The 16,077-nt window shown below is 39.9% G+C and carries 18 protein-coding genes and 1 pseudogene; 13 read left to right on the forward strand and 6 right to left on the reverse strand.

Annotated elements, in window-relative coordinates; genetic code table 11:
* Window positions 1–115 precede the first annotated feature (115 nt).
* The 3 genes from HWQ42_RS09740 to purE all read right to left on the reverse strand — a co-directional run bounded on the left by HWQ42_RS09740 (window position 116) and on the right by purE (window position 1,996).
* Window positions 116–922, reverse strand: coding sequence for a class II glutamine amidotransferase (locus HWQ42_RS09740; RefSeq protein WP_292811361.1), 807 nt, complete (start codon window positions 920–922; stop codon window positions 116–118).
* 160 nt (window positions 923–1,082) lie between these two features.
* On the reverse strand, window positions 1,083–1,382 hold the full coding sequence (locus tag HWQ42_RS09745; protein WP_292811363.1) for a putative quinol monooxygenase: 300 nt from the start codon (window positions 1,380–1,382) through the stop codon (window positions 1,083–1,085).
* Window positions 1,383–1,477: 95 nt separating this feature from the next.
* The gene (gene purE / locus HWQ42_RS09750) at window positions 1,478–1,996 is read right to left on the reverse strand and encodes a 5-(carboxyamino)imidazole ribonucleotide mutase (RefSeq protein WP_292811365.1); all 519 of its coding nucleotides are present in this window, start codon (window positions 1,994–1,996) and stop codon (window positions 1,478–1,480) included.
* 152 nt (window positions 1,997–2,148) lie between these two features.
* Here purE and nagA point away from each other — a divergent pair, with 152 nt between their 5' ends.
* The 8 genes from nagA (at window position 2,149) to HWQ42_RS09790 (ending at window position 7,496) form a co-directional block, all read left to right on the forward strand.
* Window positions 2,149–3,315, forward strand: a complete 1,167-nt coding sequence (gene nagA / locus HWQ42_RS09755; protein ID WP_292811556.1) for an N-acetylglucosamine-6-phosphate deacetylase — start codon at window positions 2,149–2,151, stop codon at window positions 3,313–3,315.
* A 95-nt stretch (window positions 3,316–3,410) separates the two neighbouring features.
* Window positions 3,411–3,818 carry a hypothetical protein gene (locus tag HWQ42_RS09760; RefSeq protein WP_292811367.1) on the forward strand — a complete coding sequence of 136 codons (408 nt, stop codon included), beginning with the start codon at window positions 3,411–3,413 and terminating at the stop codon, window positions 3,816–3,818.
* Window positions 3,819–3,996: 178 nt separating this feature from the next.
* Window positions 3,997–4,308: a hypothetical protein gene (locus tag HWQ42_RS09765; RefSeq protein ID WP_292811369.1), complete on the forward strand. Its 312-nt coding sequence runs from the start codon at window positions 3,997–3,999 to the stop codon at window positions 4,306–4,308.
* On the forward strand, window positions 4,292–5,287 hold the full coding sequence (locus tag HWQ42_RS09770; RefSeq protein ID WP_292811371.1) for an NB-ARC domain-containing protein: 996 nt from the start codon (window positions 4,292–4,294) through the stop codon (window positions 5,285–5,287). Before HWQ42_RS09765 ends, HWQ42_RS09770 begins: the two co-directional genes overlap by 17 nt.
* The gene (locus HWQ42_RS09775) at window positions 5,250–6,587 is read left to right on the forward strand and encodes a tetratricopeptide repeat protein (protein WP_292811374.1); all 1,338 of its coding nucleotides are present in this window, start codon (window positions 5,250–5,252) and stop codon (window positions 6,585–6,587) included. Before HWQ42_RS09770 ends, HWQ42_RS09775 begins: the two co-directional genes overlap by 38 nt.
* A 100-nt stretch (window positions 6,588–6,687) precedes the next feature.
* Window positions 6,688–6,978 (forward strand): hypothetical protein, encoded by a 291-nt coding sequence (locus HWQ42_RS09780; RefSeq protein WP_292811376.1) that lies wholly within the window; start codon window positions 6,688–6,690, stop codon window positions 6,976–6,978.
* A gap of 16 nt (window positions 6,979–6,994) precedes the next feature.
* Window positions 6,995–7,363: a DUF4288 domain-containing protein gene (locus HWQ42_RS09785; RefSeq protein ID WP_292811378.1), complete on the forward strand. Its 369-nt coding sequence runs from the start codon at window positions 6,995–6,997 to the stop codon at window positions 7,361–7,363.
* Entirely contained in the window at window positions 7,353–7,496 is a 144-nt protein-coding gene (locus tag HWQ42_RS09790; RefSeq protein WP_292811380.1) for a hypothetical protein, read from the forward strand. Before HWQ42_RS09785 ends, HWQ42_RS09790 begins: the two co-directional genes overlap by 11 nt.
* 81 nt (window positions 7,497–7,577) lie before the next feature.
* Here HWQ42_RS09790 and HWQ42_RS09795 read toward each other — a convergent pair whose 3' ends face one another.
* Both HWQ42_RS09795 and HWQ42_RS09800 read right to left on the reverse strand, forming a co-directional pair.
* Window positions 7,578–8,039 (reverse strand): transposase, encoded by a 462-nt coding sequence (locus HWQ42_RS09795; protein ID WP_292811382.1) that lies wholly within the window; start codon window positions 8,037–8,039, stop codon window positions 7,578–7,580.
* Window positions 8,040–8,572: 533 nt separating this feature from the next.
* Window positions 8,573–9,953: pseudogene (locus tag HWQ42_RS09800) on the reverse strand (cation:proton antiporter); the annotation flags it as partial.
* 675 nt (window positions 9,954–10,628) lie between these two features.
* Between HWQ42_RS09800 and bchM the strand changes: the two are divergent.
* The 3 genes from bchM (at window position 10,629) to HWQ42_RS09815 (ending at window position 12,774) form a co-directional block, all read left to right on the forward strand.
* On the forward strand, window positions 10,629–11,315 hold the full coding sequence (gene bchM / locus HWQ42_RS09805; protein WP_292732063.1) for a magnesium protoporphyrin IX methyltransferase: 687 nt from the start codon (window positions 10,629–10,631) through the stop codon (window positions 11,313–11,315).
* 497 nt (window positions 11,316–11,812) lie between these two features.
* Complete coding sequence (locus HWQ42_RS09810; protein WP_292811384.1) at window positions 11,813–12,292, forward strand: hypothetical protein; 480 nt, start codon at window positions 11,813–11,815, stop codon at window positions 12,290–12,292.
* 101 nt (window positions 12,293–12,393) lie between these two features.
* On the forward strand, window positions 12,394–12,774 hold the full coding sequence (locus HWQ42_RS09815) for a DUF423 domain-containing protein (protein ID WP_292811387.1): 381 nt from the start codon (window positions 12,394–12,396) through the stop codon (window positions 12,772–12,774).
* A gap of 135 nt (window positions 12,775–12,909) precedes the next feature.
* Here HWQ42_RS09815 and HWQ42_RS09820 read toward each other — a convergent pair whose 3' ends face one another.
* Entirely contained in the window at window positions 12,910–13,671 is a 762-nt protein-coding gene (locus HWQ42_RS09820) for a nucleotidyltransferase domain-containing protein (RefSeq protein WP_292811389.1), read from the reverse strand.
* Window positions 13,672–13,680: 9 nt separating this feature from the next.
* Here HWQ42_RS09820 and egtC point away from each other — a divergent pair, with 9 nt between their 5' ends.
* Both egtC and egtD read left to right on the forward strand, forming a co-directional pair.
* Window positions 13,681–14,469 (forward strand): ergothioneine biosynthesis protein EgtC, encoded by a 789-nt coding sequence (gene egtC, locus HWQ42_RS09825; protein WP_292811391.1) that lies wholly within the window; start codon window positions 13,681–13,683, stop codon window positions 14,467–14,469.
* 328 nt (window positions 14,470–14,797) lie between these two features.
* On the forward strand, window positions 14,798–15,832 hold the full coding sequence (gene egtD, locus HWQ42_RS09830; RefSeq protein WP_292811393.1) for an L-histidine N(alpha)-methyltransferase: 1,035 nt from the start codon (window positions 14,798–14,800) through the stop codon (window positions 15,830–15,832).
* Window positions 15,833–16,077 lie beyond the last annotated feature (245 nt).

Below are 16,077 nucleotides of genomic sequence, written 5' to 3' on the forward strand. Positions count from 1 at the left end.
TTATCTAAATGGGAAAAATAGATTAACTACTTATTATTAACTGAATACATACAGCAGATTTGAAGGAAAGTTAGGTACACAACGATTCGTCTGTTAATCAGGTATAAAGCGTGTTTTACTCCTGAATTCTGAATTCTGTATTCTGACTTCTGCTGTATTTCAGAGGCAGCCCGTCCTGAAAAACTAGTAATTCTCCAGGTTGAATTTGTGTCCAAACTTCGTTGTCAGTGAGAGGTGTAGTAGCAATCACAGCGACACGATCGCGTTCAGTAGTCACCTCTCGAAAATCTACAGTCATGTCTTGGTCAATTAAATGGGCAGCGGCAAAAGGCGCTTGGCGAACAATGTAGCTGAGTTTAGTTGAGCAATAAGCAAAAAAGTGTTCTCCATCTGATAATAAGTAATTAAATATACCTACTTTCGCAATTACAGCAGTAATTTCTTGCAGCACAAAATACAGTTCCTTTATGTCAGGCTTACCTTTAGGAAAGCGCGATCGCAATGTTTCTAGCATCATGCAGAATGCTTTTTCACTATCGGTATCACCTACGGCTTGATAAAAGCCCAAATTTTCTGGATCAAAATCTGGCAAATTACCGTTGTGGGCAAACACCCAATACTGACCCCACAATTCCCTGCGGAAAGGATGGCAGTTGTGTAGGGCAATTTCACCCTGAGTAGCTTTGCGGATGTGGGCTATGACATGGGTTGAGTGGATCGGATAACTCCGTACAAACTCCGCTACCGGAGAAGCAACAGAAGGTTGGGCATCTAAAAACATTCGACATCCCTTTCCTTCAAAGAAAGCAATGCCCCAACCATCGCGATGGTCATCCGTTTTTCCTCCCCGTGCAGAAAACCCTTCAAAAGAAAAGCAAATATCCGTTGGAACATTGCAATTCATTCCGAGCAGTTGGCACATGGATGTTGCAGCTCTCAATTTTTGACTAAGGCCTCAGGATCAAGATACTTCAGAATGCTGCATGATTCTGGAGCGATCGCTTCAATCTTAGAATTTAAAGCTGAGATACTCCAAATTATCGCCAAAAATAAAGAGTCTGCTTCTAGTTAGCAAGATCGCACTATGCCAAAAGATGGTAGCGGCGGATATCTGGTGCAGCAGTCACTAAACCTTCGAGTTTAGCTGCTGCCGCTTGGAAATGAGGCGAATCTAGATGAGTATTCAGGGCTTCATTGGAAGTCCACTCCTCTACAAAAGTAAAGTCTGTTGGATCGTATTGGTTTTGCAAAAGTTTATACTCGATCGCACCTACTTCCTGACGGGTTGGCTCAATGAGTTCCAACAGTACGGCTTTTAGTTCTTCTACTTTGTTAGGCAAAGCAATAATACGGGCAACAATCTGAATAGTTTGGTTTGTCATTTGTCATTTGTCATTTGTCATTAAGTCAAGAGTTAGGAATTCTTTCGCTGCTCCTCTGCCCCTCTGCTTCCCTGCTGCTCTGGTGTTAAAACTTATTAAAACATCTGCTGTAAATATTGTTCATAGCCTAGTTTTTCTAGTTTTGCTTGCTTTGCAATTACTGATTCACATAGGGTTTGACGATATTGTTGCACTTTTTCTAACAATTCTGGTTGATGAGTTGCGAGGATTTGTATTGCTAAAAGACCGGCATTTTTGGCATTACCGATCGCTACTGTTGCCACAGGAATACCACCAGGCATCTGTAAAATAGAATACAAAGAATCTACACCTTGTAAGTTACGAGTGGGTACAGGAACACCAATGACAGGAAGGGGAGTTAAAGACGCTACCATTCCAGGTAGATGGGCAGCACCACCGGCACCAGCAATAATTACCTTAATACCGCGTTGGTGTGCAAGTTGAGCATATTGCACCATACGTTCTGGGGTGCGGTGAGCCGAAACGATCGCAACTTCGCTCTCAACTTCAAATTCTTCACAAACTGCAATCGCATCTTTCATAGTGGGCAAATCGGAATCGCTGCCCATGATAATACCAACTAAGGGAGTCATAATAATTCAAAATTCAAAATTCAAAATTATTTGAACTAGCTTATGGAAGCTAGGTGATGCGGATCATCATCTCATCTATTGGCGTTGTTTGAATTGATTCATTGATGTTGGTTGCATCTAAAATCAGATTTAGCTCTATTCTCGCCAGTGTGATGACCCAAGCAACACAAAATCCTGTAGATATTATTATCAATGCTAGAGTGTCTGGTTACAAAGATTTGCAGATGCTCTTGGTTAATCAAGAGGGCATAATTGAGCAAATCTTGCCAATGGGTACAGTAGGGACGCACAGCCGTGCATCCGTAATCGATGTAGCTGGCGACTGGATTTCATTGGGTGGCGTTGATTTGCAAATTAACGGTGCTTTGGGATTGGCATTTCCTGATTTGACGGCTGAAAATGCTCATGTACTCCAGAAAATAAAGCAATTTTTGTGGGATGTGGGGGTAGATGGATTTTTACCGACACTTGTGACAACTTCAGTAGAAAAGATTCAGCGATCGCTTGCTGTGATTGCTGATATTATCCCCTGTAAACAAGCAGGTGCCAAGATTCTCGGAGTTCATTTAGAAGGCCCATTTTTGAATTACCAAAAGCGCGGCGCACACCCAGCAGAGTACTTATTATCCTTAACAATTGACGAGGTAAAGCGGGTTTTGGGAGATTATGCCCACGTCGTAAAAGTCATCACCTTAGCGCCGGAGTTAGATCCCACTGGCGAAGTAATTCCATATTTGCGTTCTTTGGGAATTACCGTTAGCTTAGGACATTCTCAGGCAACATCAGCCCAAGCGCAACTTGCTTTTGAACTCGGTGCAACGATGGTAACTCATGCTTTCAATGCCATGCCACCATTGCATCACCGCGAACCAGGATTATTAGGGGCAGCAATTACTCATCCTGATGTGATGTGTGGTTTTATTGCTGATGGTGAACATGTTTCGCCCACGATGCTGCAAATATTACTTCGCGCTAGCTATCAAGAGAAAGGGCTGTTCCTTGTGAGTGATGCCCTTTCACCTCTGGGGCTACCCGATGGCGTGTATCCTTGGGACAGTCGGCAAATTGAAGTTAAAAACGGTACAGCACGACTAGCGGATGGCACCTTATCGGGGACGACTTTACCCTTATTAGTGGGAGTGCAGAATTTGGTGAAGTGGGGAATTTGTGATGTAGAGACTGCCATTTTATTAGCTACAGATGCACCTAGACAAGCAATTGGTTTGCCTGGAATTGCCAAGAGTCAACCCGCTAATTTATTACGCTGGCATTGGGATGAAGCGACAAAAGAATTAACTTGGCAGCGATTCTTGGGCTAAATTTTGCATCAAGCTAAAAGAATCAAGGTGACAGGGGAAGAAGCGTTAATATACTCAGTAAAAATGTACATTTATGAAATAGACATTGTAAACCAATGGATATAGCTCTACTCGTTAAATTTCTCGCTCCCTGTCTGCCATTTTTGTTGAATGTAGGTAATAAAGCCGTAGAAGGGGCATCTCAGAAAGTAGGTGAGGATGTTTGGAATACAGCCAAGGCAATTTGGGGAAAGTTACATCCCAAAGTAGAGGCTAAGGAAGCAGCGAAGGAAGCAGCAACGGATGTGGCGCAAAAGCCAGAAGATGAAGATTTACAAGCAAGTTTGCGAGTGCAACTCAAGAAGATTTTAGAAGCGGATACAGTACTTGCAGAGGAAATAGCTAAAATTTTGCAAGCATCGACTGACAAACCCGGAGACAATATTCAGGTCAGTGCGAATGCTTACGACCAAAGTACGGTGAAGCAAGTTGGGAAGATTGACGCAAACCAAGTAAGTTTTTAATTAAATAGGGTAGACATTTAAAAGGGCGGTTTGTTTGGTTGTCTCGTTCCCAGTCTCTGGCTGGGAATGTCTATCGAAGGCTCCGCCTTCTGACTTGCGGCAGAGCCGCAATGATCAGCATTTCCAGCCAGAGGCTGTAAACGAGGTTTTGACAGAGTTTTAGCTTAAATTGACACGTATGCAGAATACTGCCCACCCTAACAATTTTGATGTTCCGAGTTCCGAACAGAAACGGTCGAGTTCTAAACAGAAACGGTCGAGTTCTGAACAGAAACGGTCGAGTTCTGAACAGAAACGGTCGAGTTCTAAACAGAAACGGCCGAGTTCTAAACAGGAACGGCCGAGTTCTAAACAGGAACGGCCGAGTTCTAAACAGAAATGGTCGAGTTCTAAACAGAAATGGTCGAGTTCTGAACACGAACGGCGGAGTTCACAGCCACAATATCAAGCAAAATTTTTACTTAATGTAAGCAATGGCAGAGGAACCTAGCCCTAGTAACTCGAACAACATTGAAATGAATCTCACTGCCTACGGTGACAGTAAGGTAACTCAAGTAGGACAGATAAATGCAGCAGAAGTCAAGATTATTGTTGACCGAATAGAACCAGTACTAGAGCGATTACAACAAATCTCTCAACCAGAATCGCCAGGGGTTCTTAAAGCAGGAAACCCTAATAAAAGTTTGGCTTACTGGCAGGGACGGAAAACAGAAATTGCCCAAATACAGCAATGGTTAACTGATAAAAATACATTCCTAATTGGCATAGAAGGCATCGGTGGCACGGGTAAATCGATGCTAGCGGCTAAAATTTATGATGAAATTGAGGGTTTCCCTAAGAGATTTTGGGCAGATGTTAGTTATGGCGCAGGTTTTAGCGATTTAGTCCGTCAAGTTCTCAGTGAATTTGGCTTTCCGATTCCAGAACAAGAAGCGCAGTTAATGCAGGCGCTAGTTAAGTGTCTGCAATCTGGGCAATATTTACTGATCATTGACAACCTGGAGAGTTTATTGCAGCCAGATAGACAGTGGGGAAGTCAATTCTACAGCGACTTTTTCAATGCTTGGGTGGAATATGGCGCTAATAGTAAGGTAATAATTACCACTAGGGAAAGACCAGAATTAAAAGGCTTTGAGTGGCTACCCCTGAAAGGTTTACAAGTCGCAGAAGGGGTAGCACTGTTAACTGCATTAAACATTCGCGGGGATTTAGGGGATTTTGTCGAATTGGTAGATGGGCATCCTTTGCTGTTGAGATTGGTAGCAGATTTATTAAAAGAAGAATATTCCCAAGACCCTGATTTAAGAAGATTGGCAGATTTAGGCTTAGGGAATTTGCGACAGTTGTTGACAGATCCCCAAGTGGTAGGTGTGCATCGCCGGGAAAATGTGGGGATGGTGTTGGTGTTGGATGCCAGTTTTGAGCGATTGAGTGAATTGCAAAAGACTTTATTTATTGCTCAATATTAGCGTTTATCGTGGTGCTGTTGATAGTGCAGCAGCAGTGGCAGTGTTGCCGGGAAGTTCAAAAACAGAGATTGAGGGAGAATTGAGGAATTTGGTTAAGCGTTCTCTGTTGTCAGAAAAGCTCAATGGTAAGAGGCGGTTTGAGTTTCAGCCTGTGGTGTTGGAGTATGCGCGGTATAAGGCTGGTGATCAGACAGAGGTGCATCAACGAGCTATTTATTACTATCTTTTGAATGTTAAACAACAACCTTGGCAGACTAAAGAAGATATCAAGGAATATTTAGAAATTTTTTATCACTGGTATCAACTAGAAAATTATGACTCGGCATTTGATGTATTAGACGCTTGCAATGATTTTTTGACCTTGCGGGGTTATTATACAGATCAAGTTTATTTATATAGGCAGTTGATAGAAGCGTGGGAAAAAACGGGAGAAAGAGAACACTGGATTTATCTGGCTGCTTTCACTAATTTAGGCAATTCTTATTATTTATTGGGAGATTACTTCCAGGCAATTAAGTTTTGCCAGCAGTCATTGGAGATAGCTAGAGAGATAGACTACCCAAATGTGAAAGCTGCTTCTTTAAATATCTTAGGACTTGTTCACCGCCAGCGAGAACAATACAAGCAAGCAATTGAGTTTTTCCAGCAGTCTTTGAGGATAGTCAAGGATCTCAAGGAGATGCGTTATCGCAATCAAGAAGCCAAATTAATGGGCAATTTGGGTAATGCGTATCAATATTTGGGGGAATACTTGCAAGCAATTGAGTTTCACCAGCAGTCTTTGGAGTTAGCCCAAGAGCTAGACGATTCTAATTGGGAAGCTAGCTGTTTAGGTAATTTGGGCAATTCTTATCATGGCTTGAAAGAATACAACCAAGCAATTGAATTCTTTGAGCAGCAATTAAAGATAGTTAAAGAGATAGATCGTCAGGGGGAAACTAATTGTTTGGGCAATTTAGGTATTGCTTATCGCTGCTTAGGGCAATATCAGCAGGCAATAGAGTTTCAACAGAAGTCTTTGGAGATAGCTAGAGAAATAGGCGATCGCAAGGGGCAAGCAGACGCTTGGTTTAACTTAGGTTTGGTATTAGAATACGTCAATAGGGAATCAGACGCGCTGGGTGCTTATAGCAATGCTCGTGAACTATATCAGGCGCTAGAAATCGATGCGAAGATACAAGATTGCAACAATGCAATTGAATATCTTTCACAACCAAAAACGTCTCTAGTCTCCCGTCGTGGGTTTTGGGTGTGGTTGCGTCGGTTATGGCATTGGGTACGCAGTTGGTTTAGGCGGTAATATTAATTCACTATCTTCTTATGAAAACAGAAATAGTCGGCTATTTTTCAACTATATGCTGCAAAAACCATTGGTCAGTCTGTTAACTATGGGATTGCTTATGCAACCTATTGCTGCTCACTCCCAGGCTTTAACCTATAATTACAGCAATCCAAGTTTATCTCAGCAATCCTTACTAATAAGCCAATTTAGACCAGGGGCTAGTTGTGAAGCCAACGATAACTTAAGTTTGTTTGCTGATACTTTTATTAGTGTGTGCCGAAAAGCATCGATTAGGCGGGAGTTTCCCAGCGAGTTTCTGAACTCTTATTTAGAAGACATCAAGAAAAACAGATCGGCTAGTGGTAAAAAAGCTTGGAAGTTATTGAATGATAATAGATTCAAAAAATAGCTGGAGAGAACATGAAATGGAAACTAAAAGTGTAAATAAAGCAGAATCTTTCTATATTGCTATAATTCTCTACAAATCATCTTCAGATAAACCCGATCGTCAACCGTTGTACCAAGAAAGCTTTGTTTTGATTAAAGCCGCTTCTTTAGAACAAGCAAAAGTAAAGGCTTTGAATCATGGTAAAAATGAAAGTGTCAGCTATACAAATGAAAATGGAGAAACTATTACTTGGTCTTTACAGCAAGTAGTAGACGTGAATTCAGTTTTGTATGATGACTTTAATTCATCTGAGGATATTGTTGATTTGTATGCTCGGCATTTTCGGAACTATGAGGCTTACCAATCATTTGAGCCGTTATTGTCTAAAGAGCAATTTGGAGAATAGTTATCAAACCACGCGATCGCTCTTGCCGATTCCCATCACTGAGACAAAAGCGATCGCAAGTATTTTGACTTTTCCCTTTTTACTGGCGTTAACTCGCACATTACGAATGAGGCTCTCCCAACAACACAATTGAGCATTTCAATTCTTGAATCATCTGCGTTGTCACTTCGCTGACTGCTAATCCCCCGGCTGTGCGATACAGCATTTACGGCTGTTATGAGGTACAGTAGCAGCAACTTGCAAACCAGTTTCTTAAATGTTGAGGATTTATTAAATCAAGTGCAACTGAGATTAGTTTATCAACCATTTCTGTTGTAGTTGGAGTGAAACTACGTAAAAAAGATTTAAGTTGTGACCACCATAATTCAATGGGATTAAAATCGGGAGAGTATGAGGATAAACAAATAACCTTCGCACCTACAGCTTCAATCATTGGCACAATTGAATCTAGTTTATGTGCGGATAAATTATCCATTACTACCACTGCTTCTGACCATAAATTTGGCACTAAAAACTTCTCAACAAACAATTCAAATGCAATGCCGTCCATTGAGTTATTCATTGTCATTAATGCAACTACTTTTTTAATACTAATTGCTCCAATTACTGTAAATGAGTGATCCTCTATAAAAGGGATTGAGAGAGTAGGCCCTTGTTCCCATTTGTGAACGGGCATGAGTCCTCGTTAACCCAAGTAGAATACCAGTTTCGTCCAAAAATACTAAATTTTCTGACTCTATATGTTTGACCTTTTCCCAATAATCTAATCTTAAATTTAGGACTCGCTCTGTGCCTGCTTGGGTACTCCGCTTTGTTTTTTTTTCCGATTTAATCCTAATTTCTGTAACGCACGACACATTGCACTTTGACCTACCCAATTGCCAGTCTTGTCTGCGAATAATTCACACAACTCTATCAATGTTGCATCGGGATTTGATTCAACTAATTCTCACGGGCTCTATGTCAGCATTTGTTAGATGACTAAATTGTGGTTTTCCTCGCGGCTTGGATTGTAAATTTCCTTCAAGCTTTTGTTGCTTTACAAGCTTTTGAACTAAACTTTTTGAGACGGAAAATATGTTAGCTACTTTTCTGATTGAGATGTTTTTTTAAAGATGTGCTGCAACTATTTTTTCTCGAAGATCGACAGAGTATGACTTCATTTAAAGGTATTTATATTTTAATTTATTGTACCTCATAACAGACGCAAGTGCTGTAACGAACGGAACGTAATACTGCTAAATCAAACGCCTGAGCTTCCCGAATAACGACTCTAGCGACATCATCACCCCTGATTGTTTGGATATTCGTATTCACCTGTAACTGGCTTTTAGAAGCGATGTCAGACAATTGAGACACAAATTTTTCTACTCGATTTGGGGGTGATTTGCGATCGCATACGTGTAACAGCACAACTTCCGCCTGATTAACATCAGCCAAAATCTGGGCAAACCTTAAAGCACCAATGGTTTGGCGCGTTAAATCTCCAACTGGTACAAGAATTCTTTGGATTGTCTTGGGACTGCTCAAGAGGCGTGTAACTGCAACCGGACAGTGAGAAGACCAAAACACGCTATCAATGACATTACCAAATAAGCGGGCACGCAAACCTGTTGTCCGCGACCAACCCATCACTACTAAACTAGCGTTTTGTTCTCGACTGGTGCGGCTAATTGCCAAAGCTATATCATCATCAATCCGATTTGCAGGCGAAACTTCTACATCAAATTCTTGACTTATTTCTTTAGCTAAAGTTAATCTTTGCTGGCTCTGGTCGAGTGCTGTTACTAATTGTGGATCATCCATGTGAATATGCGCTTTAGTAATAGCTAATGGCACAATTTTTCCAGATTCATGACTAGCCAGCAGTGCTGCCATTTCTATTAGATAACGCTGTGTTTGAGGGTTATATATTGGTACTACTACAGTAAATGGATCTGGTTTTTTCTCTACTAGTTGAGATTCATTACTTTCCCACCAAGTTGTCAAACTATCTGTTTCAAAATCTGTAAATTGCTAATCCTCCTAATAAAGTAGCTAAACTTAAGGCAGAGAATTGCCCTCCATGAATTCCCACACAAATTGCTAAGACTAACAAAGCACCTGTGTCAGTAAAAATTGTTGCCCCAATTGTGACGGTTACAGCTTCATTTGTTACTACTCCCAAACGACTCACAATTGGATACGCTAAGAGTGTATGAGATGCTAGTAGAGAACCAATTAGGAAGGAGGCATTCCAACTAAAATTGAATAAACGTCCAACAGCAATGCCAGCAATTAATGGTACTAAGAATGTCAGTATACCAAACCCAATTGAGCGATTTCTAGTTTTACGGAACTGCTCTAAGTCAATTTCCAAACCTGCCACAAACATCAAATAAATCTTGCCAATATCCGAGAGTAAATTGATAGTTTCTGACTCAGGATTTAACAACTTTAGTCCATTTTGTCCTAAGACTACGCCTGCTACTAACAAACCCACTAATCCAGGTAGTCGCAATCGCTCAAATATCGGAGGTATAGTAAAGATTACTGTTAGGAGAATTGTAAATGCAACGATAGGACTGTCTGTGAGTGAGTTAAGTGTCATGTGTAATAAATCAGCCTAGATAGTAGATGTACAAGAAGCATACGAAATTTTACTTAATTTTTTTATATATTTAAGTTTCATTATTTACATATAATTAAATTTTTAACAGCATAAATGTTGCGATCGCAATTCAATTCTATCTTAAGGAGGTATTTTTTATATCCATAGATATAAATTTTGATGAGATTTGAGGTTGTAAAAATTATGGGTATTTAAATAGCTATAAATAGTATTTAGCAATTCTCAATTGTGAAACCATATAAAAATAGCAGTTTTAATTTAAATAAACAAATATTAGCTGAACAATGATTTAAACGGAAAAATAATGCCAACAGCTTATGAAATTACAACATCAAATTTGGTAATATAGACCAATCCAAAGTAATTGTATAAATATCGCAATTTGGTGATTTATTTCAAAATAAATCGCTGTTATGGGCAAAAAGTATATCTAAAAGCCATAAAACCTAAACTAAATTCAGTATTTTGCTTGTTAAGCCAGTACAACTTCAATTTTGCGCGTCTGGACTGGAATTCGACACCCAGAGTTCCTCTATGTACGTAAGTATCCTTGCTTATCGGCGAATTATCATCTGGAAAAATCTGGAAGACCGCTCTTATGGGTTCCTATCAATGATAATTTTAAGCATTGGGAACCCCTAAAAATCGAAGTTTATGAACGCAGCCGACGACAAAACGATTGTTCGCGAGTATTTCAATTCCACAGGGTTTGACCGTTGGAAGCGAATCTACGGCGATGGCGAGGTCAACAAAGTCCAATTAGACATCCGCAATGGACATCAGCAAACTGTGGATACAGTTCTCGGTTGGCTGAAGGCTGATAACAATTTACCAGAGCTATCAATCTGTGATGCTGGGTGTGGTGTCGGTAGTCTCAGCATTCCCCTGGCAGTAGATGGTGCCAAAGTCTATGCCACCGATATTTCGGAAAAAATGGTAGAAGAAGGCAGAGATAGAGCAAAGCAAACTTTGGGAAATGCCGAAAATCCCACTTTTGCTGTGCAGGATTTGGAATCATTGAATGGTAGTTACCATACCGTTATTTGCCTAGATGTTCTCATTCATTACCCTCAAGAAAAAGCCGATGAGATGATATCTCACCTTTGTTCTTTAGCACAGTCGCGGATAATTCTCAGTTTTGCGCCGAAGACCTGCGCCCTGAGTATACTCAAGAAAATTGGCAGTTTCTTTCCTGGGCCAAGTAAAGCCACTCGTGCATATTTGCATCGTGAGGCTGATGTGGTGAAAATATTAGAAAGTAATGGCTTTTCATTGCAACGACGGGCAATGACGAAAACTCGCTTCTATTTTTCTCGCCTACTAGAAGCTACACGCAATTAAGGTTAAAATCGCAGCAAAGGTATAATAGACTTCTTGCTGCGATTTGACAATCTCAAACCTGAGATATGGTAGATATTGCCGTTGGCATCAAGCTTTGTTTTTGTCTAAATAGCTATTCTTCCGCTCTACATAATCATACGTTCTTACAAAGGAAGCGATCGCAACTGCTCCCAAGAGAATAGTGAAAGTTAATAATTATATTTACGTTTTATTTAGATAAAACTTCTTCTTTGAAGCTTCAACAGAAAATATCACACTTCTGGGGATGCTGACTCAAAGGGTTTCATAGGTGTATTTAATTTCTTGTTTATTTAGTTTCTCTAATTTCATACCATAACGGGTGACATTGTATTAACCAACGCTGCATTAAGTAAGCAATGCAGGCAAAAAATATTGTGTAAAGCGAAAAAACTGTTGCCGGGAGTAGATTGATATATTGGAACCTTTATGAAAGTCAGGTTAAAATCGCAAGCAAAGTGTAAATCTGAAGTGAAACTATGAAAACTGCTGAAAAATTAGCTGCCGGTTGGCTACTGACACTCGGATTCATGTTTGTAACTCTATCAGCAACCGCGGCATTAGAAAAATTTGCTACACGTAAAGCCATCATAATACCCACGGGTGAGTATGAGTTTAACGCACCGAATGCTACTTATGAAGATAATAATGCTGCTGTTGGTGGTCTAATTTTTGGCGTCCCTACCCTAACACTGGGCACGTGGTTAGCATTGGGATTGTACCGTCAAAGTCGGCAGGAGAAAAAGGCGATTAATCAACAAGTTAGCGATCGCCTGCAATCGATTTTTTATGAGATGCTACAAGAAAATCACGGGCGCGTAACTGTTTTAGGCTTTGCCATACAGTCACAACTACCTGCAGCCCACGCCAGACAATATTTAGATGAAAAAGCTAAAGAATTCAATGCAAACTTTAAGGTGAACGAAGAAGGGGCTGTATCATATCATTTTGATGTCTAATTGTCATTAGTCATTTGTCCTTTGTCCTTCGCTCTTTGTCATTTGTTATTCACTAATGACTAATGACCAATGACTACTTTACCAACTTACGGCTAAGTCTAATGACGCAGATTTTTTTGAGCGTAGCTGCCATTTTAGGCGGTTTGTCAGTTGCTGCTGGTGCTTTTGCTTCCCATGCCTTGCGGGAAAAGATTAGTGAGCGATCGCTAGAAATTTTTGAAACTGGCGCTCGTTACCAAATGTATCATGCTCTAGCACTTTTTCTAGTAGCCATACTAATTAGTCGTAGCGAGTCCCCTCAACCCACACTCGTAGCCAGTGGATGGCTGTTTATCATTGGCATTGCTATTTTTTCAGGTAGCTTGTACGCCCTTAGCTTAACCGGTATTAAATCATTGGGAGCGATCGCACCACTAGGCGGCACAGCCTTTCTTGCAGGTTGGGGTGCTTTAGCTTTTGCTGCTTGGAATTTGAAGTTGTAAAAAAGTTAGAAGTTAAGAGTTTTTAACTCTTAACTCCATTTTTTAGAAGCTCATTTCGTTATTTAGAAGTAACGCAGAATTTAAAATTCCTAAATTTATCTTTTTTAAAAAAGCTAGTATTGAGGAGTTAAAAGCTTATATTTTATAGTTTCTTGCTCTCAGGCGTATTAACAAATTATCCAAATCTGCATAAGCTGAAGGTGTTTCAGGTAATGGACTAGATTGATATGCCTCCTGTAACTTATTGCGCAGACGTTCATATTCTTTTTGATGAAAAACTACATTAATATCTGACGAAATAGACTTTTCTGTGCCTGCTAATTTTTGGGCGGTCAAATCAGAAATATATGGTAAATTAAAAATCTCATTTAGCTTCATTAAATTAGACTCAACTAATCCTGTTTGCATCAGATAAATTCCAGTTAATATAACTCGGTAAACATAAAGCAATGGCTTAATTCGATGCGTATTTTCTTTCTCAAAAAGTTTCCATTGCGTTGCGGCAAAACCAATATAATGGTAGCTATGGTGACGGGTAATACAATTTTTAGCAATAATTTTTAATTCCTCATGTTCAGGTGAGGTTATTAATATTAAAGGAGAATACAATTGTTCTAATACATAACCATTCTTTTTAAGTAGCATCAAAAAGAATTTTTTTACATCATGAGTTACTAAATCAATCTCTAAAGATTCGCGAACTTCTGAAACTTCAATAGTTTCATTTCTAGTCTGTAATCCCACTACTTCTTGAACTGGTAAAATATGCACACCACGCAAGTCATAATCAGAATCGGCTGAGGGAAAGCCATATAAGTGAGAACCACTGATGATAGCGAATAAAAACGGGTAAGGCTGCTGCTCAATAATTGTGTTAATAGAAGTTGGAATATTCATAATGTATGTATGTGCCGTTTACTTGCTTACCTCGGTTCGCCTATTTCTTTAGAACATCTTCTGTATAAACCAGAACACTCACTCATCGTCCAGAGTTATCAACCCCGTGAAATGATTTCTGGAGTGGTAAATGCAGATGGCTTTGGTGTGGGTTGGTATCATAATCAAAAAGATACTGACCCTTTTATCTACAAAAATACCCTACCTATTTGGAATGATATAAATCTACCCAGTCTCAGCCGTTACGTCGAATCAAAGTGTGTACTTGCTTATGTCCGCAGTGCTACACCAGGACAAGCCGTAGATTTTGCTAACTGTCAGCCATTTAACCATCAACAACAGCTATTTATTCACAATGGACGAATCGAAAATTTCCGCAAAACATTACACAGAAAAATTCGCAGCACTTTAACCCAAGAATTTTACGAAAAAATTAATGGCAGTACTGACTCAGAACACATTTTTGCATTGTTACTTTCGCAAAGTCAAATTAACAAACATCGACCTCCAGAGTATGCCTTACGCACCACATTATTAACGCTTTTAGAGATGGCAAAACGCTATCAAGTAGAAGCCTCGCTCAATGTAGTTTTTAGTGACGGACATCGTTTAATAGCTTCTCGTTTTGCTACCACTTCACCGCCTCCATCTCTTTACTGGATACGAGACGATCCGACTTTCCCACAATCCGTAATTATTGCATCTGAACCTCTATTTCTAGGTAATTGGATTGCTTGCCCAGAAAATAGCATCATTAGTGTGGGAGCAGACTGTGAGATCCAAATTGAGCAAATCTAGTATGAAAGAGGCTATTTATCAAACCTTCGATAAATGTCGCTCGAAAACTTTTGCACTATTTCAGGATATGACGAAGCCACATTCTGACTCGATCTGCTATTTGCTGGTACTTGGGGCATATTGCCTATATCGAATCTTTATCGCCGCGAGAACATAGCACTTAAGCACTTACTTGCTACTATTTTAATGGGAAAATGCTGAAAAATAGCTTTAAAGCTTGAGCTATATTGCTCAAGCATGATTTTATTAACTATGGCTATGTGTTTCACTGATTGGGGTAAAGGTCTGCTATCAAAGTAACCTATTATGCCAAGTAAACGGAGGTTTCATGTCGATATCTAAAACTGTTAACAGCAAGGTTACTTCTCAAAGCAGTGTTGAAAAACGCTTGCAGATAGAGCGTTTGATAGGAGCAACTCAAATAGTTGCACCTAGTGCTGGGAGTGATGTAGTGAAGGGATTAACTCAAACACCTAAATCTCTACCCCCTTGTTACTTTTATGATGACCGTGGTTCCGATCTGTTTGAGCAAATCTGTGATTTACCAGAATATTATCTTACACGTACAGAAACAACAATTTTACAGCAGTATGCTGGTGAAATTGCCAAGATAACTGGCGTTTGTGAATTGGTAGAACTTGGCAGTGGTAGTTCTAGTAAAACCCGCATTTTACTAGATGCCTACCAGCAACTAGGCTATCCTCTGCACTACCTGCCAATTGATGTATGTGCAGGTATGCTGGAAAGTAGTGCCAAGCAGTTATTAGAAGATTATCCCTTACTCCAAGTTTATGCACTAGCGGGAACCTATGAATTAGCCCTTGCAAAACTCCTACCGACGCAATTACCCAGTCGGATGATTTGTTTTATTGGTAGCAGCTTAGGTAATCTTACCCCTGATGAGTGTGATGTGTTCTTCTCTGAAATTACCAATGCTCTACAAGTAGGTGAGTATTTTTTATTGGGGATAGATTTACGAAAGCCAAAACAGATTTTAGAACCAGCTTATAATGACAGCCAGGGAGTGACAGCTGCATTTAACCTGAATATGCTGGAACATTTAAATCAGCGATTTGAGGGTAACTTTGACACCACCCAGTTTGAACACCGAGCATTTTACAATGAAAGCGAGCATCAAATAGAAATGCATTTACGCAGCCTGCGATCGCAAATTGTAGAATTACGCGCTCTTAATCTTAAGGTTAATTTTGCACTAGATGAGACTATCCTCACCGAAATTTCCCGCAAATTTGACCTTAATACTATCAAACAGCAACTAACCGCACAAGGTTTATTACCTCTTCATGTGTGGACAGATCCAAATCGATGGTTTGGCTTACTACTCTGTCAGCTACAAGCATAAAGCAAATCAGAGTCTGACTAATATATATAGCGGTTCTCAGTTGAGTCCAATCTATATCTAACAAAAAAAGCACTTCCCTACAAGCGTTGGGGATTAACACTCAAAGCCTCTCTTCTTTCTTTTAGGAGAGAGGTCAAAGTATATTAGACCTCTTGTACAAGTACAAAATTTGCCCTCTTCTCCCAACCCCTTCTCTCAAATTTGAGAGAAGGGGAGCTAATTTCCTAAGTAAATAAACTAAATGT

It is taken from the genome of Nostoc sp. JL23 (assembly GCF_017115065.1).
Taxonomy (GTDB): domain Bacteria; phylum Cyanobacteriota; class Cyanobacteriia; order Cyanobacteriales; family Nostocaceae; genus Nostoc; species Nostoc punctiforme_A.